This window comes from Devosia sp. Root635 (genome assembly GCF_001427605.1).
Taxonomy (GTDB): Bacteria; Pseudomonadota; Alphaproteobacteria; order Rhizobiales; family Devosiaceae; genus Devosia.
In genome coordinates this window covers 1-24332 of record NZ_LMGZ01000010.1, presented here as the reverse complement: position 1 = coordinate 24332, position 24332 = coordinate 1, and the positions used below count along the sequence as shown (strand labels likewise).

Here is a 24332-nt window from a genome sequence, read left to right as displayed (position 1 = left end):
CCTCCCGGCGCAGTTCAGCCGACTTAGACCTGCATGATTTCCGCTTCCTTGGCCGCGACCACCTGGTCGATCTCGGCCACGGCAGCGTCGGTTGCCTTCTGCACGAGATCGGACTGGACGCGGCTATCGTCCTGGCTCAGATCGCCATCCTTCTCGGCCTTCTTGAGTGCATCCATGCCGTCGCGGCGAATGTGGCGCACCGCAACGCGCGCCGCCTCGGCATAGTTGTGGGCGACCTTGGCCAGCTCCTTGCGGCGCTGCTCGTTGAGCTCGGGCAGCGGCACGCGGATGATCTGCCCTTCGCCCATGGGATTGAGGCCCAGGCCGCTGTCGCGGATAGCCTTTTCGACCGCATTGGCCATCTGCCGGTCCCACACCTGCACGCTCAGCATGCGCGGCTCCGGCACGGTCACCGTGGCGACCTGGTTCAGCGGCATTCGCGTGCCATAGGCATCCACGGTCACCGGCTCGAGCAGGCTGGCGCTGGCACGCCCGGTCCTGAGGCCCGTCAACTCGTCGCGCAGCGAAGAAATCGACTTCTGCATGCGGTTCTTCAGGTCGGGGAGGTCATAGGCCATAATTGTCGTCCTTTAGAGGCTAGAGCGGCTCGCCGACGCGCGTCGAGCGGGTCGTCCCCGCCAATACACCCGCCAGGCCCGCCGTGTCGTCGAGAGCATATACGATTATCGGCATGGCGTTGTCGCGGGCAAGAGCGAAGGCTGCAGTATCCATAACACGCAGATTCTTGCCGATAACTTCATCATAGCTGACGGTGTCGTAACGCGTTGCATTCGGATTCTTCATCGGATCCTCCGAATAGACCCCATCGACCTTGGTGCCCTTGAGCACCACATCGCATTCCAGCTCGATGGCGCGCAGGGTGGATGCCGTGTCGGTGGTGAAGAATGGATTGCCGATGCCGCCGCCCATCACGACCACGAACCCATCCTCGAGCGACAGCTTGGCGTCACGCGCGGTGAATGTGTCGGCCACGGACGGCATGGACACGGCGCTATAGGGCTTGGACTTCGCGCCCTGGCGGGAAATGGCGTTGGAAAGGGCCAGGGCGTTGATCATGGTGCCCAGCATGCCCATCATGTCGGCGGTAACGCGATCGGTGCCGTCGGCCGCGCCGGCCATGCCGCGGAAAATATTGCCGCCGCCGACCACGATGGCGATCTGCACGCCGCTATTGGCGACATCGGCGATCTGCTTGGCCACGGCCTGCAGGAAAGGCGGCTCGATCCCGAAGGAATTGTCCCCTGCCAGCGCCTCGCCCGAAACCTTGAGGAGAATGCGTTTATAGGCAGGCGCCATCGGCGAACCCCTTTGACAAGAACATGGATGGGGCACCGAATCCGGCGGCACCCGGCAGACCCTATGGCAAAATCGCCTTCAACAGAAGGCGTGGTACCATCGGAACATGATAACGGCTGGGTTTTACGCTCGATCCCGCCCAAATCATGGCCGCCGGGAGAGCAGCGGACAGGCCCGTGGGCCTGCCCGCAGAAGATCAGTTGGAATTGGCCGGCTTGGTGCCAGCCGTGGCGGCAACTTCAGCGGCGAAGTCGGTCTCGGCCTTCTCGATGCCCTCGCCCAGCGCATAACGCACGAACTTGGTCAGCGTGATGGGGGCGCCAACGTCCTTCTCGGCATTCTTGATCGCATCGCGGACCTTGGTCTCGCCGTCGATCACGAAGGTCTGCGCCAGGAGCGTCACTTCCTCGAAGTACTTGCGCATGCGGCCATCGACCATCTTTTCGGCGATCTCGGCCGACTTGCCCGATTCCTTGACCTGCTCGAGAATGATGGCGCGCTCGCGGGCGACAACCTCCTGATCCAGTTCCTCGGGCGAAATCGCCTGCGGCTGGGCGGCGGCGATGTGCATCGCGAGCTGCTTGCCAAGGGTGCTGAGCGCAGCCTTGTCGCCGCTCGATTCGAGCGCCACCAGAATGCCGATACGACCGAGGCCGCCCTTGACGGCGTTGTGGATATAGCTCTCGACCACGCCATCGGTGACCGAAACGACTTCGGTGCGGCGCAGGTTCATGTTCTCGCCGATCTTGGCGATCGCCTCGGTCAGCTCGGCCGAAACCGAGTGGCCCGAACCGGGGAACGGCATTTCGCCGAGCTTGACCACGTCGCTATCGGCATCGAGCGCCAGCTTGGCGACATTGCCGACAATGTCCTGGAACTGCTCGTTGCGGGCAACGAAGTCGGTTTCCGAGTTCACTTCGACGACGGCGGCCTTGGTGCCGGCGGTGGCGACACCGACCAGGCCTTCGGCGGCCACGCGGTCAGCCTTCTTGGCAGCCTTGGCAAGGCCACGGGTGCGCAGCCAGTCGACCGCGGCTTCCATGTCGCCATTGGTTTCGGCCAGGGCCTTCTTGCAGTCCATCATCCCGACGCCCGTCGAGTCGCGGAGCTGCTTGACCATTCCTGCAGTGATTTCCATGGTTCACCTCTTGGCGACCCCGTTCAAGGGGTCGCATGGTTCAAATCAGTACGAAAGACGCGAAACGCGCTTAGTTGGCGGCGGCAGCCGGGGCTTCGTCGCCCGGCAACTCTTCAGCCGGAGCACGATCGGACGCGCCCAGATCGGCACCCAGGCCCGACGCCGAACGGCCGATGCCGTCGATGGCTGCCTTGGAGATCAGCGAGACATAGAGCTCGAGAGCGCGCGAAGCGTCGTCATTGCCGGGAATGGCGTAGTCGACCGTGTCGGGATCGCAATTGGTATCGACGATGGCAACGACCGGAATCCCCAGGCGGCGGGCTTCCTTGATCGCATTGGCTTCCTTGTTGGTGTCGATGACGAACAGCAGGGACGGCAGGTTGCCCATGTCCTTGATGCCGCCCAGGTCACGCTCGAGGCGTTCCTGCTCGCGGCTCATCATCAGGCGCTCCTTCTTGGTACGCAGCGCGAGCGTGTCTTCGCTCATCGATTCGAGTTCGCGCAGGCGCGCGATCGAGTTCGAGATGGTCTGCCAGTTGGTCAGCGTGCCGCCGAGCCAGCGGGAATTGACGTAATACTGGGCCGACTGCTTGGCGGCATCAGCCACCAGCGGCGCCGCCTGGCGCTTGGTGCCGACGAACAGCACGCGACCGCCATCGGCCACGGTGTCGGACACCAGCTGCAGCGCGCGGCTCAGGGCCGGCACGGTCTGGCTCAGGTCGAGAATGTGGATGTCGTTGCGAACGCCAAAGATATAGCGCTCCATCTTGGGGTTCCAGCGGTGCTTCTGGTGACCGAAGTGGACGCCTGCTTCGAGCAGTTGGCGCATAGAAAAATCGGGCAGTGCCATGATGGCTGCTCCTTGTTTACCGGTTGATGCCGCCACGAGGCCTTGCGGCGGTTACCCGCCACCGGATGGCTTTCCGATTGCTCGAAACGCCTGCCTCGTGTGTGAAATCGCGCTGACACACAGTCAAACGCAGGGGCGATATAGGGGAAGACGGCCCTCCCCACAAGGGGGCGTGTTCACTTTGAACTGACGAACACTCACGCGACACCGTGATTGATCCCTCCCCTTGTGGGGAATGTTCACTCCGGACGCTCCTATCCCATCAAAATCGCACGGCGTCGTCGTGGAAAATTGAAGCGTCCGGAGCTCAGAGCGAGATGGCAAAATGCTCGCGGGTTCGTTAGGGAACCGCATACATATCGGCCGTATTGTATCGACAGACCCGCGCTTGTCCGTGGGGGCAAGGGTGAAAACCCCTTAGTGGGGGAGGCAGGGCTCAGGCTCGCCTCTCCCGCGCTTTTCGCAGCAGGTCGTCACGCTTGAAATGGCGCCCGCCGGCCTAGTGCAGCCGCACATCCGTCACGCCATCCAGCGCCTTGATGCCGCCGGCGACTTCGGCCGTGATCCGATAGGCCCCCGGCAGCTCGATCTCGTATTCGCGGGCGCCGCCGTCGCGGATGACGACGAAGTTCACCCTCCCCTCCCCGCCCCGCATGAGCTGGGCATTGATGGAGCCGAGTGCCTTGGCGTCGGCGGCAAAGACCGTGAGGCGGCGCTCGATCGTGTCCTCGATGCCGTCGATGGCCTGGGCCGAGAGCAGGCGCAGGCTGATGCCTTCGGCGCGTTCGTCGGCGCCCACCTGCAGGATCACCGACTTGCCCGGCTGCAGCAGCGCGCCGAATTCGTTGATCTGCTCGGAAAAGGCGATGACTTCGAAACTGCCGGTCTGGTCCGACAATGTCAGGATCATCATCGGCGTGCCCTTGCGGGTGCGCCGGTCCTGCCGCCCGCTGATCGTGCCGGCCAACCGCCCGGCCGAAGCGCCGTCCTTGACGGCGCGCTCGAAATCGCCCCAGCGCTGCACGCGCAGCTTTTCGAACAGGTCGGCATAGGCGTCGAGCGGGTGGGCCGAGAGGTGGAAGCCGATGGCCGAGAGTTCCCGGTCGGCCCGCTCGGTCGTGGACCAGGCCGGCACACCCGCCGGCAGGCGGATCGGCTCGGGCTCGCCCAAGTCGAACATGTTCCACTGGCCCTCATTGCGCTCGGTGGTGAGCGAGTGGGCCATGCCCATGACCGCCTCGATGGCGGCGAAGGCGACTTCGCGGCTGGACACGATGGCGTCGAAGGCGCCGGCATTGGCCAGCGTTTCCAGCGTGCGCTTGGACAGGACGCGCGGATCGACCCTCCGGGCAAAGTCGCCGAGGTCCTTAAACGGGGTATCGCCGCGCACCTCGACAATATGCTCGGCCACCTGCCGGCCCACGCCCTTGACGGCACAGAGGCCATAGAGAATGCGCTTGTCCTTGACCGAGAACACCACCTGGGACGTGTTCACGCAGGGCGCGACCAGCTCGATATTGTGGCGCTTGGCTTCGCTGCGGAATTCGGCCAGCTTGTCGGTATTGCCCATGTCGAGCGTCATCGAGGCGGCGAGGAATTCGTGCGGGTGATGCGCCTTGAGCCAGGCGGTCTGGTAGCTCACCAGCGCATAGGTCGCCGCGTGGCTCTTGTTGAAGCCGTAATTGGCGAACTTGGCCAGCAGGTCGAAAATGGTGTCGGCCTGGCTTTGCTTGAGGCCATGCGCCACCGCGCCCTCGCGGAAGCGCTCGCGCTGCGCGTCCATTTCGGATTTGATCTTCTTGCCCATGGCGCGGCGCAGCATATCGGCTTCACCCAGCGAATAGCCCGACAGAAGCTGGGCGATCTGCATCACCTGTTCCTGGTAGACGATGATGCCATAGGTCTCGTCGAGCACCTTGGAGAGCTCGGGATGAGGATATTCCACCTCTTCGCGGCCATGCTTGCGGTCGTTGAACAGGGGGATATTGTCCATCGGACCGGGCCGGTAGAGCGCCACCAGCGCGATGATATCCTCGAAGCGGTCCGGCTTCATGTCGACCAGCGCGCGGCGCATGCCGGCGCCTTCCACCTGGAACACACCGAACGTGTCACCCTTGGCATAGAGGTCGTAGGTCGGCTTGTCGTCGATAGGAATGTCTTCGATCCGGAGATTGCCCCCATCGAGATTGACCATCTCGACGGCATATTCCACCGTGGTCAGCGTCTTGAGCCCGAGGAAGTCGAACTTGACTAGCCCGGCCGCCTCGCTCCACTTCATGTTGTACTGGCAGACCGGCATGTCCGAGCGCGGATCGCGATAGAGCGGCGCCAGGTCTTGCAGCGGCCGGTCGCCGATGATGATGCCGGCGGCATGGGTCGAGGCGTGACGGAACAGCCCTTCCAGATTGCGGGCGATGGCGATCAGGTCCGCCACCGTCTCGTCCTCGTCGGCCATGGCCTTGAAGGCCGGCACCTCATTCATGGTCCGCTCGATGGACCACGGGTCTGCCGGATTGGCCGGCACCAGCTTGCAGATGCGGTCGACCTGCCCATAGGGCATCTGCAGCACCCGGCCCACATCGCGCAGAACGGCGCGGGCCTGCAGCGTTCCGAAGGTAATGATCTGCGCCACCTGCTCGGTGCCGTATTTCTGCTGGACGTAATGGATCACCTCTTCGCGGCGATCCTGGCAGAAGTCGATATCGAAGTCGGGCATCGACACGCGTTCCGGATTGAGGAAGCGTTCGAACAGCAGATTGTAGGCCAGCGGATCGAGGTCGGTAATGGTGGTGGCATAGGCCACCAGCGAGCCGGCGCCCGAGCCCCGGCCCGGCCCCACGGGAATACCCTGCGACTTGGACCAGCGGATAAAGTCAGCCACGATGAGGAAATAGCCAGGGAACTTCATCGACTGGATGATGCCCAGCTCGAATTCCAGCCGTTCCCAATATTCCTGCTCGGTCTTGCCCGGCGCCGGGCCGGGACTGGCCAGGCGCGCCCGCAGCCCCTCCTCCGCCATGGCCCGCAAAGCCGCGGCCTCGGCGGCCACCGCATCGGCATCGCTGAGATCGGGCGCGGCAGCGAATTTGGGCAGGATGGGGCTGCGCGTGCGCGGCCGATAGGACACGCGGCGGGCGATTTCCACCGTGGAGTCCAGCGCCTCGGGAATGTCCGAGAACAGCTCGGCCATTTCGGCGCGGGTCTTGAAATAATACTGGTCGTTGAGCTTGCGCCGCTCGGTCTGGGCCAGCACGGTGCCGCCGGCAATGGCCAGCAGCGCATCATGCGCCTCGAACTCCTTGGCAGACTTGAAGAAAGGCTCGTTGGTGGCGACCAGCGGCACGCCCTTGCGATAGGCATAGTCGATCAGGCGCGGCTCGACGGCGGCTTCCTGCACCCGGCCGTGGCGCTGCAATTCGATATAGAAGCGGTCGCCGAACAGCTCGGTCAGCCGGTCGAGCCGGCGGATGGCATTGGCGTCCTGCCCATGGGCGAAAGCCATGTCGATGGCCCCTTCCGGCCCGCCGCTGAGGCAGATGAGGCCTTCTAGGCTATCAGGGGTCAGCCAGTCGAGCCTGGCCCGCGCCGTGCCGGAGCCGTCGCCCTGGAGATAGGACTGCGACACCAGCCGCGAGAGATTGGCGAAGCCCGCCTCGGTCTGCGCCAGCAGGACGACGCTGGACTTGCCGGCCCAGGCGACGTGGCCGCGCTCGCTGATACGCTCCTCGGCGGCGGCAAAGTCAATGGCCAGTTCCACCCCGGCCAGCGGTTGGATGCCCTTCTTGCTGGCCTTCTCGGAAAATTCCAGCGCCCCGAACAGGTTACCGGTATCGGCAATGCCCAGAGCGGGCTGGCTGTCCTCGGTCGCGAGCTTGAGAATCGTCTCGAGCTGAAGGGCCCCCTCCAGCAGGGAATAGGCCGAATGGACGTGAAGATGGATGAAGCCGGGACCGCGCATGATTGCCCTTTATGACCGGCCCGGCGCGGCTTCGATACCGCCGCCAGACCGCAATCCACAGGAAGGGTCACACGAGTCGGGTCAGCACATCCATCCAGGTCAGCGAGCCGACCGTGAAGGCGCCGAGCGTGACAAAGGCGGCGAAGTCCTTGATGAAAGTGAGCATCTGCATCTCCCGCGTTGCTATAATGTTCTTATAAGTTCGTCTTTTGTTCCTGTCCACCTGTGATCTCCGGGAACAGCGGGGATCGGGCGGAACTGGTTAGCAAAGCGTTAGGAAACGTTCACGGACTGTTAGCATCGACGCCGCGCTTGCGTGAATCCGGGCGACTCGCCAAACTCGGCCCATGACCCCTACGCCCCAGCTCAGCCTCGGCCTGCTCCTCACCGCCGCGGCCGGCTTTGCCGATGTCATCGGCTTCATCGAGCTGGGCGGGCATTTCACCTCGTTCATGAGCGGCAACACCACCCAGCTCGGCGATGCACTGGCGACCGGCGCCTGGCCGGTGGCGCTGCTCACCACTTCGCTGGTAGCCCTGTTCTTCCTTGGCAGTGTCGCCGGTTCGCTGCTGGCCATCGCTGCCGGAGCGCGCTGGGGCGCCGGCGCGGTGACCGGGTTGGTGCTGGCATGCTTCGCCGCCACATTGGTTCTGGCCCTGGCGGGATTTCCGTCGACCCAGTTCATGCTGATCCTGGCTGCCGGCGCCGGTGCGCAGAACGCTATCCTGCCCTCGACCGGCTCGGTGCGGCTCGGCACCACCTTCGTCACTGGCACGCTGTTCATGGCCGGACATGACCTGGCCCGTGCCCTGCGCGGCCTCGCCCCGCCCTGGCGTTGGGCCCAGCATGCGCTGGTCTGGGCATCATTGCTGCTGGGCGGATTGCTGGGGGCATGGGGCTATGGCCTGGCGGGCATCAATGCGCTGCTGGCGCCGGCGGCTGTGTATCTGGGGTTTCTGGCGGCGTTTTTGCTGCGGCGGCCGGCGCGCATCATTCCCTGAACTAGGCCGGCAAGACGATGACCTTGGTATCGACCGGCGTCTTTTCGTAGAGATCGAGCATGTCCTGGGTGAGCAGGCCGACACAGCCGCTGGAAACACCCCGGCCGATCGTCTCGGGCTTGATGGTGCTGTAGATCGTATAGAGCGTGTATTTGCCGTTCTGGTAGAGATAGAGCGTGCGCGCGCCCAGCGGATTGTCGAGGCCCGGCGGCATGCCATTGGCATAGGGCGCGGCCTCCGGCTGGCGCAGGATCATTTCTCTTGGCGGCGTCCAGATCGGCCATTCGGCCTTGCGGCCGATATAGGCGTCGCCGCTCCACAGGAAGCCGGCACGGCCGACATTGGCGCCATAACGGGTGGCCTGCCCGCCGCCTTCGATGCGGTAGACGTAGTAGTGGCGCGGATCGACGATGATCGTGCCGACGGCCTCGTCGGAGGTGTAGCGTACGGTCCGCCGAAGATATTTTGGATCGACCTTGTTGAGATTGACCGCGGGAATGGCGAAACGCTCATCGGGGACCGGCCCATAGACCCGCTCCGCCTCGGCAAAGCTCATGCCGCCGGCGGTGCAACCGGCAAGCCCGACCGCGCCGACAATGGCAGCGGAGCCGACGAGGAAGGCGCGGCGATTCATGGGCTGGCCCGCCGCGCGTCCGGCCGGCGCGTCCATCGCATCGATAGCATCGTCCGTATTCATGTCTGGATACCCCGCAGCCTGGAGCAGGCCAACAACTTACCCGGCGGAGATTGGCCCGACAGAGCACGATTGGCAAGATCGGCGTCGGCCGCGGCCGCGCGGCGCAGGCCGCGGTCCAGCACGCGAATCCGAGAACCGCCCTCTTGCATATTGCCCGCCATCCGATACACTGAACTACATGGTTCAGTTTCAACAGACCCGCTTTGATACCGCGTTCGCCGCGCTTTCGGATGCCACCAGGCGTGGCGTGCTCGAGCAGCTCGGGCGATCCGACGCCTCGGTCACCGATCTTGCCGAGACGTTCCACATGACCCTCACGGGCATGAAGAAGCATATCGGCGTCCTCGAACGGGCGGGGCTGGTCACCACCGAGAAGGTCGGGCGCGTGCGCACCTGCCGGCTCGGCGACAGTCGCCTTGAGCAGGAGGCGGAATGGATCGAGCGATATCGCCAGCTTTGGGATGCCCGCTTCGACCAGTTGGACAAGGTTGTCGAAGAACTCAAACGCAGGGAGAGCAGTGATGAACGATAGGAACGGGTCGAACGGGGGCAATGGCCGAACCACGGTGAAGCGGACATCCGAGCGCGAGATCACGGTGACGCGCGTTTTTGATGCGCCGCCCCGCATCGTGTTCGAGGCCTGGACCAAAGCCGAACTGTTCGCGCGCTGGTGGGTGCCCAAATCGCTTGGCGTGCCGCTGCGCTCCTGCGAGATGGACGTGCGCACCGGGGGCACCTACCGCCTCGAATTCGGCCAGGACGCTGAAAACACCTGGGCCTTCTTCGGCAAATATGTCGAAGTGGTGCCGCCGGCGCGGCTGGTCTGGACCAATGAAGAAGGCGAGAACGCGGCCATCTCCACGGTGACCTTCGTGGACGATGGCGGCAGGACGCTGCTGACCTTCACCGAAGTCTATCCCACCAAGGAAGCGCTCGATGAATCCCTGGGCGGCATGGAAGGCACGCCCGAACAGTTCGAGCAGCTGGACGACCTGCTCGCCACCCTCGGCGCCGGTCGCGCGGACTGACAACGCATCCGGAGGTGAAGAAGGCCCGCATCGCTGCGGGCCTTCTGCTTAGTTTTTGTCGGCGGTCGCCTTGGGCTTTTTCGGCTTCGGCAGAGCCTTGGGCTTGGCTGGGCGCGGGGGCACCGCCACCAGTTCCAGCTTGGCATCGGCGCCCTCGCCCACCACGGCGACGGTCACCGTGCCGCCATTGACCAGTTCGCCGAACAGCACCTGGTCGGCCAGGGGCTTCTTGATATGCTCCTGGATGACGCGGCCCAAAGGACGCGCGCCCATGCGCTCGTCATAGCCACGCTCGGCCAGCCAGTCGGCGGCTTCGGGCAGCAGGTTGATGGTGACGCCACGCTCGGCCAGCTGGCCTTCGAGCTGCAGCACGAACTTTTCGACGACGCGGCGGACAACCTCGCGCGGCAGCGGCGCGAAGGAGATGATCGCGTCGAGCCGGTTGCGGAATTCCGGGGTGAACAGGCGGTTGATCGCCTCTTCGTCGTCGCCCTGCTCGCGCTTGCGCCCGAAGCCGATGGGGCTCCTGGCCAGCTCCATGGCGCCGACATTGGACGTCATGATGAGGATGACATTGCGGAAATCCACCGACTTGCCATTGTGATCGGTCAGCTTGCCGTGGTCCATGACCTGCAACAGGATGTTGTAGAGGTCCGGATGCGCCTTCTCGATTTCGTCGAGCAGCACGACGCAGTGCGGATGCTGATCGACGCCATCGGTGAGCAACCCGCCCTGGTCGAACCCGACATAGCCCGGAGGCGCCCCGATGAGGCGGGAAACCGTGTGGCGCTCCATATATTCGGACATGTCGAAGCGCAGAAGCTCCACCCCGAGGGTGTCGGCGAGTTGCTTGGCGACCTCGGTCTTGCCCACGCCGGTCGGGCCGGTGAACAGATACGAGCCAATCGGCTTTTCCGGTTCACGCAAGCCGGCACGGGCCAGCTTGATGGCCGAAGTCAGCGCCACGATGGCCGCATCCTGGCCGAACACCACCGACTTGAGGCTGCGGTCGAGCCCGCTCAGCAATTCGGCATCGGATTTGGTGACGGTCTTTGGCGGGATGCGCGCAATGGTGGCGATGGTCGCCTCGATGTCTTCCACATCGATGACCTTCTTGCGCTTGTCCTCGGTGAGCAGCATCTGGCTGGCGCCGGTCTCGTCGATCACGTCGATCGCCTTGTCGGGCAGCTTGCGATCGTTGATGTAGCGCGCGCTCAGTTCCACCGCCGCCTTGAGGGCATCGTCGGTGAACTTGATCTTGTGGAACTCTTCGTAATAGGGGCGCAGGCCCTTGATGATCTCGATGGCATCGGGGATCGAAGGCTCGTTGACGTCGATCTTCTGGAAACGACGCACCAGCGCCCGGTCCTTCTCGAAGAACTGGCGGTATTCCTTGTAGGTTGTCGAGCCGATGCAGCGGATCGCGCCCGAAGCCAGAGCAGGCTTGAGCAGGTTGGACGCGTCGAGCGCACCGCCCGACGTGGCGCCCGCGCCGATCATGGTGTGGATCTCGTCGATGAACAGCACCGAATTGGGGAGCTTTTCGAGCTCCTTCATCACGGCCTTGAGGCGTTCCTCGAAATCGCCGCGATAGCGGGTGCCGGCCAGCAGCGAACCCATGTCGAGCGCATAGATGACCGCTTCCTTGAGCACTTCGGGCACCTCGCCCTCGACGATCTTGCGGGCCAGGCCCTCGGCAATGGCGGTCTTGCCCACGCCAGCATCGCCGACATAGATCGGATTGTTCTTCGAACGCCTGCACAGCACCTGGATGGTGCGGCGCAATTCGGAGTCGCGCCCGATCAGCGGATCGATCTTGCCGGCGCGGGCCTTGTCGTTGAGGTTGACGCAGAAATCGGCCAGGGCCGAGCTCTTCTTGGCCTCGGCGCCGCCCTCGCCATGGTTTTCGCCGTCCTCGGCACCACGCACCTTGCGCTCCTCGCTGGGACCGGACTTGGTGATCCCGTGGCTGATGAAATTGACCGCGTCCAGCCGGCTCATGTCCTGCTGTTCGAGGAAATAGGCGGCATGGCTCTCGCGCTCGGCAAAGATGGCGACGAGCACATTGGCACCCGTAACCTCCTCGCGACCGGACGACTGGACATGGATCACGGCGCGTTGGATGACGCGCTGGAAGGCGGCGGTGGGCCGCGCATCCTGACCAGAGGCCACGATCAGGCTGTCCAATTCTTCATTGATGAAATCTTCGAGATCGCTCTTGAGCGCGTCGATATCGACGTCGCAGCCGGTGAGCACGGCGATCGTTTCACGGTCGTCGGTCAAAGCCAGCAGCAGGTGCTCGAGCGTAGCGAACTCATGGTTGCGCTCGCGCGCCAGGTTCATCGCCTGATGCAGAGCCTTTTCAAGTCCGCGGGAAAATGAGGGCATATGATGTTCCTATTGCTTTTCCATCACGCATTGCAGCGGATGCTGGTTCTTGCGTGCCGTATCCATGACGCGCGTGACCTTGGTCTCGGCCACTTCGTATGGATAGACGCCACATTCACCCACCCCCTTTTGGTGAACGTGCCACATGACCTGCTCGGCGTCCTCGCGCGATTTGTTGAACACATCCTGGAGCACCAGGATGACGAACTCCATCGGCGTATAGTCGTCGTTGAGCAGGAGCACCCGATAGAGGTTCGGGCGCTTGGTCTTGGGACGGGTCCTGGTGATCGTCCCGGTCTCGGTATCGCCTTTGCCGCCGCCCGTGCCGGAATCCTCCTCCTTGGGCCCCGCATAAGCGGGCACGGGCACCAGACGCAAAGCGCCCGGAGCCTCATCGGTCAAAGCGAGGAGGTCGCTGATATTCATGGCAAGACATCTGTCGTGAGGAAACGAAGCAGCATGGTGAGAACCATTATGTAGGCAAAAGATGGCCGGTGTTAAGGGGCATGATGTCTCGATTTTGTGAGGGGCAAAATGGTGCCGCGCCCTCGTGGTTCGAGGCGCTGAAGAAGCGCACCTCACCATGAGGGCTACTTCAAACCAGTACCCCTCATGGTGAGGCGGGAGCGCAGCGACCCTCGAACCACGAGGGCGTGGCACAATCTCCCTCACCCATCCGTGACCCGCTTTCCACACCCGCGCCAGATTCGTTCGCATTTTACGGAATGGTAACGGCAGGGAACTATCTTCCTACAATAATGGACTTTTCGGGCGCGTGGGGCTCACCCGGGATCATCCAGCCAGTTGTGTTGCGTACGGATGCAGAAGCATCCGAGAGTAAAGTTGGAGTACCGGGTGGCTTCCCAGGCGAAAACCCCATGGCGCGTCGTGCTCGTTCGCGCCTTTGCCGCAGTCCTTGTCGCCCTCGCGGTCAGCGCCCATACGGTGGCGCCGGCCCAGGCCATTGAGAACCTTCGCAAATATGCCGGCATCGTGGTCGACGCCAAGTCGGGGCAGGTGCTCTACGAAGAGGCGGCCGACAGCAAGCGCTATCCGGCCTCCGTCTCCAAGGTGATGACGCTCTATATCCTGTTCCAGGAGCTGAGCGCGGGCAATATCAAGCTCTCCACCAAGATGACCGTCTCGGCCCATGCCGCAGCCGCCGTGCCGACCAAGCTGGGCCTGCGCGCCGGCGCTACCATCACGGTGGAAGACGCCATCAAGTCGCTGGTGACCCTGTCGGCCAATGACATGGCCCGCGTCATCGCCGAACATATTTCGGGCACCGAATCCAAGTTCGCCGAACGCATGACCGCGACCGCACGGGCCCTGGGCATGCGCAACACCACCTATCGCAACGCCTCGGGCCTGCCGGACGGCGCCCAGCTAACCACGGTGCGCGACCAGGCCATCCTGGGCATCGCCATCTACCAGCACTTTCCCAGCTATTACGAATTTTTCCAGACCCGCAGCTTCAGCTACGGCAAATCCACCTATGGTAACCACAACCGGCTGCTCGGCTATATGGGCGCCGTCGACGGCATCAAGACCGGCTATATCAATGCCGCCGGCTCCAACCTGCTGACCGCAGCCCGCAAGGACGGCCGCCATATCGTCATCGTCGCCTTCGGCTTCAACACCGCCGGCGCCCGCGACGAGAAGGTGCGCCAGCTCGTCGCCACCTACCTGCCCAAGGGTCGGCGCGGCGATTACCTGCAGACCGCGCTGATCCCGATGCCGGGCCGCCAGGGCAATGGTAACGTCCAGGTTGCGGTTGCCCAGCCCAGCCAGCCGGTCTTCGTCATGCCCATGCCCCTGCCCGGCTTCCGCCTGGCGCAGCTCGTCGCCGCCAATGGCGCCCGACCGCAGGCGCCGGCCGTGCAACCCATGCCTGACGTGGTCGTCGCCAGCGTTGCGCCGGTGCCCGCCCCGATGCCGGCCGATCTCGGCCTGCAGCCGGCCGTGCAGGCCGTCAACACCCTTGCCGCGCCTTCGCAGGCGCCACAGCCCGCCTATCCCAGCCAGGACATTATCGGCGCCTGGCTCAGCGAGAGCTATAATCTGGGTGCGCCGCCCGCCGCCCTTGGCCAGACCGTTCCCTCCGCCCCGCTCGGCTTCCAGCCGCCGCCGGCCAATGTCGGCACGCAGCAGGGTGGCCAGCCGGTCGACCTGCTGACCTCGGGCTCGGTGACCACGGCCGATACCGGCGCCGCCCCCGGCGGCTGGGTGGTGCAGATCGGCGCTGGCCCATCCGAAGACAGCGCCCGGTCCCTCCTCGCCGACGCCGCCGGCAAGGTCGGCACGCTGGGCGACTTCCGCTCCTATGTGGAGCGCTTCGAAAAGAATGGCCAGATCTTCTTCCGCGCCCGTTTCATCGGTTTCGGCGGACGCGACGATGCCACGGCCATGTGCAACCAGCTCAAGCAGCAGGACATGAGCTGCCTGGCGATGCAGAGCTAGAACAAGACCAACGAGCCGGCGCCGATGAGTGCCGGCCACCCTGGGGAAGCAAATTGGTGCCTGTGTTTGGAGTAGCCCAATGAGCGAAAATACTGCCCTTACCGAGCTGGCCAATTTCGTCGGCCGCTCAAGCCTGGCCTCGGAAGACATGGCGGTGCGCAATCGCGCCCTGGCCGGCATCACCCAGCGCATGCTGCCCCGGAAGCGCGGCGTCGGCGACCTGCTGGGCGTGGTGCTGGCGCTGTCGGCGCGCACGCGGCGCATGGTGCAGGAGCCGGTCAGCATCGACCTCGACGTCTTCGCGCCCGGCGGCAGCCGGGCAATCGACCTGATCTTCGGGGATCGCTAGCCCCTAAGCGGTCCCACATCTTTGAAACACCGAGCGATCCGGGAGCTTGGGCTTCTTCGCCTCCCTCCCCCTTGAGGGGAGGGATTGAGGGAGGGGGTCCATCAGTGGACTACAAAGCCACCCCCTCCCCAGCTCTGCTAGGGCCCTTCGGGCCGAGCGGCGCTACCCTCCCCTCAAGGGGGAGGGTGGGCAGGCGGAGGATACAAGGGCGATGAAGCAGCCTCAGGAATCGGTCTGCATCATGTGAATGAACTTGCGGACGGGGTCGCTGTCCGCCGGCGCCTGCGCATTGCGCGCCGCGATGATCTCTGCGCTCGGCAGGTGCAGTGCCGATACCAGGTTCCGATATTCCTGCCGCGCGCTCATATGCGACATGGACGGCAGGCCACCCAGCAAATCCTCGCCCAGCGGATCGAACACCGTCATGCCGGTGGGAAACAGCGAGCGGAAGATCACCCGCTCGGCAATGCCATCGGCCACCCGGCAGCCCAGCCGCAGCGCGATCCGCTCCAGCATGGTCTGCACCTGCCGCATGTTGCGCGACGACAGCATCGAGATGCGATTGCGCACCAGCACCCAGTCGATGGTCCTGCCATCGATGGCCAGCCGCTCGGAGCGGGCGCGCTGCACCAGCCGGGAATAGTGGCTCATCTCGCGCGGCTCACCGGTGACCGGATCGATCTGCGCCATGACGTTGAGATCGATCAGGCTGTCATTGACCGGGGTCACCAGCGTATCGGCCAGCGAATGGGCCAGCCGCGTCAGGTTGGTATCGAAGCCGGGCGTGTCGATGACCAGGAAATCGGCATCGTGCTCCACCTCCGCCACAGCCTGCCGGAACAGGCCGAACTCGGCGCGATGGTTCTCCCTGACGGAGTCCCCGCGCGCCAGCGGCAGGTGGAAATGGGTTGTGTGGGGAATCCGCAAGCCATGATTGCGCGCCCAGTCGCGGCGGTTACGCACATACCAGGTCAGTGTCTGCTGGCGGCTGTCCACATCGATGGACGCCACCTTGAAGCCCTCGTAGAGCAGGTAGATGGCCAGATGAAAGGCGGTGGTCGATTTGCCCGACCCGCCCTTCTCATTGCCGACCACGATGACATGCACGCCCCGCCGAGCCATCGCCCCACCCGTTTATGCCTGCGCGGGACTGTCGGGGCTGCGGGCCGCACTGGCAAGGGTGCGCGTGGTGAATAATTTGTTAAAGGCTTAACGCGGCAGGGAGGCCAATATGATTCTTCATGGCGGGCGCGTATCGCCCTTCGTCCGGCGGGTGGAACTGTGGCTGGCTGTTCAGGAGCGTCCGGTGGAGCGCCGCTATGTCAGCGACTTCGATGCCGATTTCGGCGGCCTGCTGGCGGTCAACCCGCTGGGCCGGGTGCCCGTGCTGCAGACCGATGACGGCGCCAGCCTGTTCGAGACGTCGGCCATCATCGACTATCTCGAGGAGACCGCCGCCCCCGATCGCCGGCTGATCCCCGCCGCCGGGCCGGCGCGCTGGCAGATGCTGCAGGGCATCAGCCTCGCCCACGGGATTGCGGAGAAGACCGTCGCGCTGATCTACGAGCGCTTCAACCGGCCGCCGGACCTGCAATGGCCCGCATGGCGGAACCGCATCAAGACACAGATCCGCAATGGCCTGCTGGCGCTGGAGGAGGTGGTGGGGCCGGAGGCCGCCCCCTCTGATGGACTGGGGATTGCGGCCGTCTGCGCCCATGACCTGGTGGCGAGCCGGTTCCCGGCCCTGGTCAGGCCGGCGCTGGCCAATCTCGCCGGCCTGTCCGCGCGGGCCAATGCGCTGCCGGCCTTCGCCGCGACGCATCCGCCTCCGGCTTAATGGCTAGGCCGACAGGCGCATCGGTTCGATGCCGCGCAGCGGCAGGTTCAGCGCGGCGACCAGGTTGCGGTATTCCTGCCGGGCGCTGACATGGGAGACGGTGGCGGCTTCGCCCTCCTCGTCCAGCGGATCGAAGACGGTGGTGCCGCTGGGAAACAGCGAGCGGAAGATCACGCGCTCGGCAATGCCGTCGGCCATGCGGCAGCCGAAGCGGGTGGCTATGCCCTCGAGCGTAGACTGCACCTGCCTTGCATTGCGCGAGGCCAGCATGGAGATGCGATTGCGCACCAGGACCCAGTCGATCGAAGCGCCGTCGATGGCCATGCGCTCGGAGCGCGCCCGCTGCACCAACCGGGCATAATGGCTGGTCTCGACCGGCAGGCCGGTTTCCGGATCGATCCGCGCCAGCACGTTGAGATCGATCAGGCTGTCATTGACCGGGGTAAGCAGCGTATCGGCCAGCGAATGGGCCAGCCGCGTCAGGTTGGTGTCGAAGCCGGGCGTATCGATGACCAGGAAATCGACGCTGTCCTCGACCTCGCCGATGGCGCGGGTAAAGACGTCGAACTCGGCCTGCTGGTTTTCCTTCACCGAGTCGCCCCAAGCCGCCGGCAGGTGAAAATGTAGCGGATTGGGCAGTCTGCGCCCGGTTTCCCGGCCATGCGCGCGGCGGTTGCGCAGATAATGGGTCAGCGTCTGCTGGCGGCTGTCCACGTCGATGGTGGCGACGCGGTGGCCGGCATAGAGCAGGTAGACGGCCAGGTGAAAGGCCGTGGTCGACTTGCCCGACCCGCCCTTCTCGTTGCCCACTACAATGACATGCGCCCCATCACGCGCCATCGCCGCCCCCAAATCAATGCTTGCACCACTGGGCTGCTAACAAGGGCCGCTATGGTTAACAGGGCATTAACGAGCAGCGATGGCCCTGCCCTATTGCTTCAGCAACAGGTCACGCGCCGCATTGATCTTGGAGGCGAGATAGCTCGATCCCCCATGATCGGGATGGACGCCCTTCATCAATTCGCGGTGGGCGGCGCGGATGTCCTCGTCGCTGGCACCGGGCTTGAGGCCGAGCACGGCATAGGCTTCGGTCACCGGGTCGCCGGCCGGCTCGTTTCGCGGGGTTTCGCCAGAATCCTGCGCGGCAAAATATTCGCGCCAGCCGGAGCGATTGGTATCGAGCCAGCTTTCGAGCAGGCTCATGCTGTCGGCGTCGCCCTCCACCTCGGCCAGCAGCAGCCGCGTCTCGACCTCGCCCAGATCCATGAGATCGGCGCCGGCATATTGCCCGGCCACGACATTGCCGGCAACCGCGCCGGTATCGTGGTCGAGTTCCATGGAAAAATAGAAGCTGCGCACCGCCGAGACATTGCCCTTGTCCGCCGCGGCGGCATCGAAGGAAAACGGCCCCAGCCGTCCCATGCGAAACACCTGGGCGGCGCCGGCCGCGGCAAACAGGGCAATGTCGAAGCGCCGCACCACCAGCAGCAGAATGGCGACAAGTGCCAGCCCGCCGGCCACCAGCCAGCGCAAGCCGCGCATCAGGCGACGGCGATCCATCTTGCCGAGATATTGGTAGGCCGCCAGCGCGCCGAGCAGCACGAAGCCGCCGAGAAAGACCCAACTCATCGCGGCAACTGCGCCAGCAGGGCCCGCGCCTGCCCGCTGCCTTGCAGCTTCAACAGGTCACGCCCACCGCTGGCATAGGCCGCCACCGCCTTGAGCAAGGCCGCCAGCTCCTGCGGCGCGGAGGCATCGAACCGGGCATAGGCGCCTTTGGTGAGGCGGGCGAATTCGCGGAAGGCGGCCTCGACGCGGGTGTCCCGCCCCTCCTGGAACACGAAGATCGGGCAATTCAGCAGGCCGAGCTGCCCGGCTTTCTCGGAGAGATCGTCGACATTTTCCTCGATGGCGTCGCCGACATAGATCACCGCATTGATGCGGCGCTTCGCATGTTCGGCCCGCGCATGGGCAAAGACCTTGCCGATCTGCGTATTGCCGCCACGGCAATCGATGCCGGTCATCAGCCGGGCCAAGGCGGTGGCGTCGATGACCCATTTGGAGGCCCGGCACTCCCCGAAACCGCGGAAATACAGCAGCTGCACCTGCAGCGCGCTGTCTTTCGGGATGGAATTGAACATCTCGGCCTGCAGCGAACAGGCCAGGTCCCAGGTCGGCTGGCGGCTCATGGTGGCGTCGAGCGCGAACAGCAGGCGCCCGTCCTGCGACGCATTGGGCCGTGCCATGGCGCCGACCTTGCTGACAAAGGCGGCAACGTCGCCGCTGACCTTGCCCTGTTGGGGCAGGCCGGTGGTTCTTCGGGCAATCGGGTCTTTGTCCGCCATGGACGCAATATGTGGGCGGGCGCGGAGAACGGCAAGGGCGCACATCACCTCTCCTGGGGGAGAGGTCGACCCTCTTGGGTCGGGTGACGGGGCTTTCCCCGCGCACCTCACCCAGTAAAGGCCCCCTCACCCGGCGCTGCGCGCCGACCTCTCCCCCAAGGGAGAGGTAAGAAGCCCTCAGATCAGCCCCAGCTTGGCCAGATCGGCCGCCAAGGCCAGCGATTCGGCGTTCTCGTTGGCGCCGAGATCGGGCGGGGCGTCTTCGGGGCGCAGGTAGCGCCAGCCCTGGAAGGGGCGCTTAGGGTAGGGAATGGTGCGGACCATGTCGGGCGCCATGATGATATCGCAATAATCGATGCCCTCGGCATTGGTATAGCGCGCCAGCCGCAGGATCGGCTGGCGGCACACCACCTGCCCGGCAATGACCCAGTAGATCGAGGCCTGGCCTTCCATCTCCGCCGCGCGCTTGGGCATCATGCGGGTGCGATGCACATGCACATCCTCGCCATAGTCGGCATCCCACCAATGGGCGCGCTCGTCGCGATAGGATTCCAGCTCGGCAAGGCTGGAAACCCCGACGCAGAGCTTGATCATGTGGATCATGCCAGCGTCCCCGGCTTGATGCGGCCCTGGATGACATCGATTTCGTCGTCATCGACGATCCATGGTTCATGCAGGGCCAGAGCCAGCCAGTCCTGGAAGGCCGGCAGGCCGTAGATGGCTTCGACATAGCCTGCCGCCATATCGGAAACCGGCAGGTCATAGGTACGCAGGCGGGTCGCTACGGGCGCGAACATGGCGTCGGCGGCCGTGAAGGCGCCGAACAGGAAGGGGCCGCCCGAGCGGGTGAGCAGGCTTCCCCACAGGGTTTCGAGGCGATGCAGGTCCTTGGCGACCGCATCTACGCTGACCTTGCCGGGATGGGACGCACGCAGGTTCATCGGCGCATGGCTGCGCAAACCCGTGAAGGCCGAGTGCATTTCGGCGGAAGCGGCGCGGGCCAGCGCCCGCTGGCCGATATCGGTGGGCCAGATGGTTTTGTCGGGGAAACGATCCGCGAGATATTCGATGATGGCGATGGTTTCCACCACGACCAGGTCGCCGTCCTGCAAGACCGGCACCTTGCCGGTGGGCGAGCGCCGGGCCAGCACATCGCGCCAGCCTTCGCCCTGCAATTGCAGCACTTCATCCTCGAAAGGGATGTCGAAATGCCTGAGCACCAGCCAGGGCCGCAGTGACCAGGTGGAATAGTTGCGATTGCCGATCAGCAGCTTCATCGGATGCCTCCAGGAAGAACGAAGGGCGCCCCAGTGGCCCGGGCGCCCTTCCGAATTGCTGTTAGTGAAGAACTCTAGCGTTTCAAACTAAACGCCAGCAACGACGGAGAAAACCAGTCCCATTGAGAGCAGGCAGACCAGGGTCCAGGTCGCTGCTCGCCACATCGTGGCGGTGGTCTTCGGTTGACTTCGCATGATCGCTCCTTGTCAGCCGTTCACTCCGGAGCTTGTGCGTCGCACGCAGGCAGCACCCGGTAGCAAATCGTTAACTGCGTCATAAATGCTTTGCAAGCGGCGAAGTTGCCACAGTCCACAGGCACGCCGGGTGGTTGGTCAAGGCGGGAAGCGGGATCGAGGGCATTTTAGGTATGGCGCCACGCCCTCGTGGTTCGAGGCTCGCGAAGAGCTCGCGCCTCACCGTGAGGACTACTGGAACACCAGGTTTGCAATAGCCCTCATGGTGAGGCGGGAGCGCAGCGACCCTCGAACCAGGGGGGCGTGGCACCGAGCCTCAGAACAGCCCGAACCACAGCCCCGCGATCCCCAGGAACGCGAAGAACCCCACCATGTCGGTGATGGTGGTGACGAACACCGCCGAAGCAATGGCCGGGTCGGCCTTGAACTTGTCCAGCATGACCGGGATCAGGATGCCCGCCGTGCCGGCGACGATCAGGTTGATGATCATGGCGAGCGCGATGACGATGCCCAGTTGCAGATCGTTGAAGCGGGCCCATGTCACGAGGCCGATCAGAATGGCGAAGATCACGCCATTGGCCATCCCCACCACCATCTCGCGGCCGACCAGGCGGCGCAGGCGTCGCCCGTCCAGTTCGCGCATGGCCAGGGCCCGCACGGTCACGGTCATGGTCTGCGTACCGGCATTGCCGCCCATCGAGGCCACGATGGGCATCAGCACGGCCAGCGCCACCATCTGGTCGATCGTGGCGCCGAACAGGCCAATGACGAAGGATACCGCCACTGCCGTAATGAGGTTGATGACCAGCCAGGGCACGCGGCTGCGCACCGTATCGACGGTGGAATCGGAAATATCCTCGTCGCCCACGCCGGCCAGCAGCTTGATGTCCTCGTCGGCTTCCTCATGGATCACGTCGACGATGTCGTCGATGGTCAGCACGCCGACCAGCCGGCGGCTTTCGTCGATGACGCCAACTTCGACAAGGTCGTAGCGCTCGAAGTCGCGCGCGGCTTCTTCCTGGTCCTCATTGGCGTCGACCAGCACCAGGTTGGTGTTCATCAGCGCCTCGATGGAGGTCACGCGCGGCGCCCGCAGGAACTTGTCGAGCGGCAGCGTGCCGAGCACCTGATAGGACGCATCGACCACGTAAATCTGGTAGAATTCGTCCGGCAGGTCGGGTTCGCGGCGCAGGTAATCGATGGTCTGGCCCACCGTCCAGAACGGGGGAATGGCGATGAAATCGGTCTGCATCCGCCGACCGGCGGAATCCTCGGGAAAATCGAGGCTGCGCTTGAGGCTCAGACGCTCGAAGGTGGGCAGCTTGGCCAGGACCTCGTCCCGGTCGTGCTGCTCCATGTCCTCGAGAATGGCCACGGCGTCGTCGCTGTCGAGGCCGCTGACGCCGCGGGCGATTTCCGCGTTGGGCAGTTCCTCCATCAGCTCGATGCGGACGCTCTCGTCCACCTCGGTCAGCGCCGAATAGTCGAAGCGGTCGCCCAGCAGCCGCACCAGGTGCAGGCGCTCGTCGGCATCGAGGGATTCGAGCACGTCGCCGACATCGGCGGCGTGCAGCGGCTCCATCACCGTGGCGACATCGTCATCCCGGCCCGCAGCCAAATAGGCGCGCAAACGTTCAAGCCACAGCGGACTGATGTGGTCTTCGGCGTCGCGCAGCGCATTATAGTCGATCCCGGCGCCTGGGCCGGGCATGGTCTCGGGATCTGTGCTCAATTGGAGGCCCTTTGTGTGTCCGGGGTTTCGGGGGCAAGCCAAGCTGTAGCCAATCGAGGTGGACTGCGCCAGACTTAGAAAAGGGATTTGAGATGGTTAGGCATAAAATGACTGCTGATCTCGACCAGATTTTCGCCCGCATCGAGCAACTGGCCGGCGCCCGCGGCCTGCCGGAGGTCACACGCTCGACCAGCTACGGCACGCCGGCCCTCAAGGTGCGCCAGAAGAGCTTCGTGCGGCTCAAGGATTCGGCCACTCTGGTCCTGCTCTGCCCGTCCGAGCAGAAGACGCTGCTGATGGAAATCTCGCCCGAAATTTACTTCGAGACCGCCCATTATGTCGGCTATCCCGCCGTGCTGATCCGCCTCGATGCCATTGCCGACGAGGAACTGTCGCTGCGGCTGGAAGACGCCTGGCGCTTCAAGGCCCCCGGCAAGCTGGCGGCGACGCGTCCGACCACGGCGCCGCGGGACGGCGACTAGTCAGCCCCATCTTCGCCCCAATGGGGCAATTAGCTCACCTGTGTTTGAAGACCAAGATCAATCAAGGTTCACCCAAGGAGATCCCATGTCCCGAAAACTGCTCGCGCCGCTGGCCGTCGTGCTGGCGCTCGCTTTGGCTGCCTGTGGCGGCGACGCCCCGGACAACAGCACGGCCCCGCCCGCCGATGCCGCGCCGACCGACACCATGGCCCCGGCCGACCCCGCAGCCCCGCCCGCGACCTGACGCCGGCGCATCGACCGCCCGGCACATCATGTCGGGCGGCCCCCATAGGCCGCAGCCACCATGAGCGGCTGCTCGATCTCCCACTCGGCCCTGCCCGGCCCGTCCCTCCATCCCGTCAGTTCCAGTTGCTCCCAATTGGTGTGGCTATAGGCATAGTCCTGGATTTGGGCGTTCCAGCGCACATTCTGCCAATTCGACGGTATGCCGAATTCCAGCGCCTGGGCGATGCGCAGGCCCACCCCGATCGGCGTCGGATCGATCGCCGTCCAGGCCGCATCCTGCACCCATGCCTCCAAGGCCGAGCCATAGGGCATGGCAAAGGCCCGCTCGCCATACTGGCTCCAGGTTTCTCCGGCGCGCGGCGGCACACCCACCAGCGGGCCGAAACCCAACGGCATCATCGCGGGCAGCTTGCGCCCCTCGACCACCGCATCGGGGCCCAGGGGCGCCCGCTCGCGCTCCGCTTTGCTGAACACCAGCTTGTCCCAGCGCCGCAGCAGATACGCCCGCGTGATCAGGTGGCGCGCCAGATCGAGCAGATTGTCGCGCTGCGCCAGCGTTGGCTTGGGAAAATGATGGAACTGGAAGGCCTGTGACATGGCGCCAGGCTAGCGCCATCGTCCGCCCGCCCCTACCCCGGTTCAGGGTGGCCAAACAAAAAGGCCGCCCCGAAGGACGGCCCTTTTCTGTCTCATCCGGGGATGATTGGTGCGGTCGAGAAGACTCGAACTTCCACGTCTTGCGACACAGCGACCTCAACGCTGCGCGTCTACCAATTCCGCCACGACCGCACACTTTGGTAGAGCAACGCCCCAGGGGACGAAGCGAGTGGGGATGTAGCAAAGGTCTCTGCCAACCTCAAGCGCTTAAATCGCGATTTGCGCGCAGACTGTGGAGAGGGGCAAGTGGGACCACCAATGGCGCCACCTCCACGATCGTCACCGTCGGGCTTGTATCGACGAAATCTGATTAAGATGTCCCGGGAGGCGGTCGCATCCGCGCTCCCGGGCAGACATCGACCGTCCTCGGGCAGG

General features: G+C 64.5%; 24 protein-coding genes and 1 tRNA gene. 8 read left to right on the top strand and 17 right to left on the bottom strand.

What is annotated here, in order from left to right; translation table 11 throughout:
* Positions 1–23: 23 nt before the first annotated feature.
* The 5 genes from frr to dnaE all read right to left on the bottom strand — a co-directional run bounded on the left by frr (position 24) and on the right by dnaE (position 7263).
* Positions 24–578, bottom strand: coding sequence for a ribosome recycling factor (gene frr / locus ASD80_RS06150; protein ID WP_056230420.1), 555 nt, complete (start codon positions 576–578; stop codon positions 24–26).
* Positions 579–597: 19 nt separating this feature from the next.
* Positions 598–1317, bottom strand: a complete 720-nt coding sequence (gene pyrH / locus ASD80_RS06145) for a UMP kinase (protein ID WP_056230419.1) — start codon at positions 1315–1317, stop codon at positions 598–600.
* A 196-nt stretch (positions 1318–1513) separates the two neighbouring features.
* Positions 1514–2455, bottom strand: coding sequence for a translation elongation factor Ts (tsf, locus tag ASD80_RS06140; protein ID WP_056230417.1), 942 nt, complete (start codon positions 2453–2455; stop codon positions 1514–1516).
* 70 nt (positions 2456–2525) lie between these two features.
* Positions 2526–3305 carry a 30S ribosomal protein S2 gene (rpsB, locus tag ASD80_RS06135; RefSeq protein ID WP_056230415.1) on the bottom strand — a complete coding sequence of 260 codons (780 nt, stop codon included), beginning with the start codon at positions 3303–3305 and terminating at the stop codon, positions 2526–2528.
* 499 nt (positions 3306–3804) lie between these two features.
* Complete coding sequence (dnaE, locus tag ASD80_RS06130; RefSeq protein ID WP_056230413.1) at positions 3805–7263, bottom strand: DNA polymerase III subunit alpha; 3459 nt, start codon at positions 7261–7263, stop codon at positions 3805–3807.
* A 347-nt stretch (positions 7264–7610) separates the two neighbouring features.
* Between dnaE and ASD80_RS06125 the strand changes: the two genes are divergently transcribed.
* Entirely contained in the window at positions 7611–8264 is a 654-nt protein-coding gene (locus tag ASD80_RS06125) for a YoaK family protein (protein ID WP_056230412.1), read from the top strand.
* Between the two features lies 1 nt (position 8265).
* Here the strand turns inward: ASD80_RS06125 and ASD80_RS06120 are convergent, their stop codons facing one another.
* Positions 8266–8934: a L,D-transpeptidase gene (locus tag ASD80_RS06120; protein ID WP_244488952.1), complete on the bottom strand. Its 669-nt coding sequence runs from the start codon at positions 8932–8934 to the stop codon at positions 8266–8268.
* 205 nt (positions 8935–9139) lie between these two features.
* Here ASD80_RS06120 and ASD80_RS06115 point away from each other — a divergent pair, with 205 nt between their 5' ends.
* Positions 9140–9493 (top strand): ArsR/SmtB family transcription factor, encoded by a 354-nt coding sequence (locus tag ASD80_RS06115; protein WP_056230408.1) that lies wholly within the window; start codon positions 9140–9142, stop codon positions 9491–9493.
* Positions 9483–9989 (top strand): SRPBCC family protein, encoded by a 507-nt coding sequence (locus ASD80_RS06110; RefSeq protein ID WP_056230407.1) that lies wholly within the window; start codon positions 9483–9485, stop codon positions 9987–9989. The genes ASD80_RS06115 and ASD80_RS06110 overlap by 11 nt, the downstream gene beginning before the upstream one ends.
* 48 nt (positions 9990–10037) lie before the next feature.
* On the opposite strand, the gene clpA is transcribed toward ASD80_RS06110, so the two are convergent.
* Together clpA and clpS are read right to left on the bottom strand one after the other, a co-directional pair.
* Positions 10038–12377, bottom strand: a complete 2340-nt coding sequence (gene clpA, locus ASD80_RS06105; RefSeq protein ID WP_056230405.1) for an ATP-dependent Clp protease ATP-binding subunit ClpA — start codon at positions 12375–12377, stop codon at positions 10038–10040.
* A 9-nt stretch (positions 12378–12386) separates the two neighbouring features.
* Positions 12387–12803 (bottom strand): ATP-dependent Clp protease adapter ClpS, encoded by a 417-nt coding sequence (clpS, locus tag ASD80_RS06100; RefSeq protein WP_082555097.1) that lies wholly within the window; start codon positions 12801–12803, stop codon positions 12387–12389.
* A gap of 429 nt (positions 12804–13232) precedes the next feature.
* Between clpS and ASD80_RS06095 the strand changes: the two genes are divergently transcribed.
* Positions 13233–14837 carry a serine hydrolase gene (locus tag ASD80_RS06095; protein ID WP_162247323.1) on the top strand — a complete coding sequence of 535 codons (1605 nt, stop codon included), beginning with the start codon at positions 13233–13235 and terminating at the stop codon, positions 14835–14837.
* 79 nt (positions 14838–14916) lie between these two features.
* Positions 14917–15186, top strand: a complete 270-nt coding sequence (locus ASD80_RS06090) for a hypothetical protein (protein ID WP_056230401.1) — start codon at positions 14917–14919, stop codon at positions 15184–15186.
* Between the two features lie 222 nt (positions 15187–15408).
* Here the strand turns inward: ASD80_RS06090 and ASD80_RS06085 are convergent, their stop codons facing one another.
* Positions 15409–16308: a division plane positioning ATPase MipZ gene (locus tag ASD80_RS06085; protein WP_082555095.1), complete on the bottom strand. Its 900-nt coding sequence runs from the start codon at positions 16306–16308 to the stop codon at positions 15409–15411.
* 109 nt (positions 16309–16417) lie between these two features.
* On the opposite strand from ASD80_RS06085, the gene ASD80_RS06080 reads away from it, so the two are divergent.
* Positions 16418–17023 carry a glutathione S-transferase family protein gene (locus tag ASD80_RS06080; protein WP_056230400.1) on the top strand — a complete coding sequence of 202 codons (606 nt, stop codon included), beginning with the start codon at positions 16418–16420 and terminating at the stop codon, positions 17021–17023.
* A 3-nt stretch (positions 17024–17026) separates the two neighbouring features.
* Here ASD80_RS06080 and ASD80_RS06075 read toward each other — a convergent pair whose 3' ends face one another.
* The 6 genes from ASD80_RS06075 to mgtE form a co-directional block, all read right to left on the bottom strand.
* Positions 17027–17863: a division plane positioning ATPase MipZ gene (locus ASD80_RS06075; protein ID WP_056230399.1), complete on the bottom strand. Its 837-nt coding sequence runs from the start codon at positions 17861–17863 to the stop codon at positions 17027–17029.
* 90 nt (positions 17864–17953) lie between these two features.
* Entirely contained in the window at positions 17954–18652 is a 699-nt protein-coding gene (locus tag ASD80_RS06070) for a DnaJ domain-containing protein (protein WP_056230393.1), read from the bottom strand.
* Positions 18649–19368: a hypothetical protein gene (locus tag ASD80_RS06065; protein ID WP_056230391.1), complete on the bottom strand. Its 720-nt coding sequence runs from the start codon at positions 19366–19368 to the stop codon at positions 18649–18651. The genes ASD80_RS06070 and ASD80_RS06065 overlap by 4 nt, the downstream gene beginning before the upstream one ends.
* 177 nt (positions 19369–19545) lie before the next feature.
* Positions 19546–19971: a DUF1489 family protein gene (locus ASD80_RS06060; RefSeq protein WP_244488950.1), complete on the bottom strand. Its 426-nt coding sequence runs from the start codon at positions 19969–19971 to the stop codon at positions 19546–19548.
* Positions 19968–20645 carry a glutathione S-transferase family protein gene (locus ASD80_RS06055; protein ID WP_056230389.1) on the bottom strand — a complete coding sequence of 226 codons (678 nt, stop codon included), beginning with the start codon at positions 20643–20645 and terminating at the stop codon, positions 19968–19970. Before ASD80_RS06055 ends, ASD80_RS06060 begins: the two co-directional genes overlap by 4 nt.
* 511 nt (positions 20646–21156) lie before the next feature.
* A complete protein-coding gene (gene mgtE, locus ASD80_RS06050) occupies positions 21157–22572 on the bottom strand; it encodes a magnesium transporter (protein ID WP_244488949.1) in 1416 nt (471 codons plus the stop codon).
* A gap of 107 nt (positions 22573–22679) precedes the next feature.
* Between mgtE and ASD80_RS06045 the strand changes: the two genes are divergently transcribed.
* Both ASD80_RS06045 and ASD80_RS18705 read left to right on the top strand, forming a co-directional pair.
* Positions 22680–23054, top strand: a complete 375-nt coding sequence (locus ASD80_RS06045; RefSeq protein WP_056230386.1) for an MmcQ/YjbR family DNA-binding protein — start codon at positions 22680–22682, stop codon at positions 23052–23054.
* Positions 23055–23139: 85 nt separating this feature from the next.
* Positions 23140–23298, top strand: a complete 159-nt coding sequence (locus tag ASD80_RS18705) for a hypothetical protein (protein ID WP_156460355.1) — start codon at positions 23140–23142, stop codon at positions 23296–23298.
* Between the two features lie 26 nt (positions 23299–23324).
* Here the strand turns inward: ASD80_RS18705 and ASD80_RS06040 are convergent, their stop codons facing one another.
* Entirely contained in the window at positions 23325–23897 is a 573-nt protein-coding gene (locus ASD80_RS06040; protein WP_056230385.1) for a hypothetical protein, read from the bottom strand.
* Between the two features lie 107 nt (positions 23898–24004).
* Positions 24005–24089: transfer RNA gene (locus ASD80_RS06035), tRNA-Leu, on the bottom strand.
* Positions 24090–24332 lie beyond the last annotated feature (243 nt).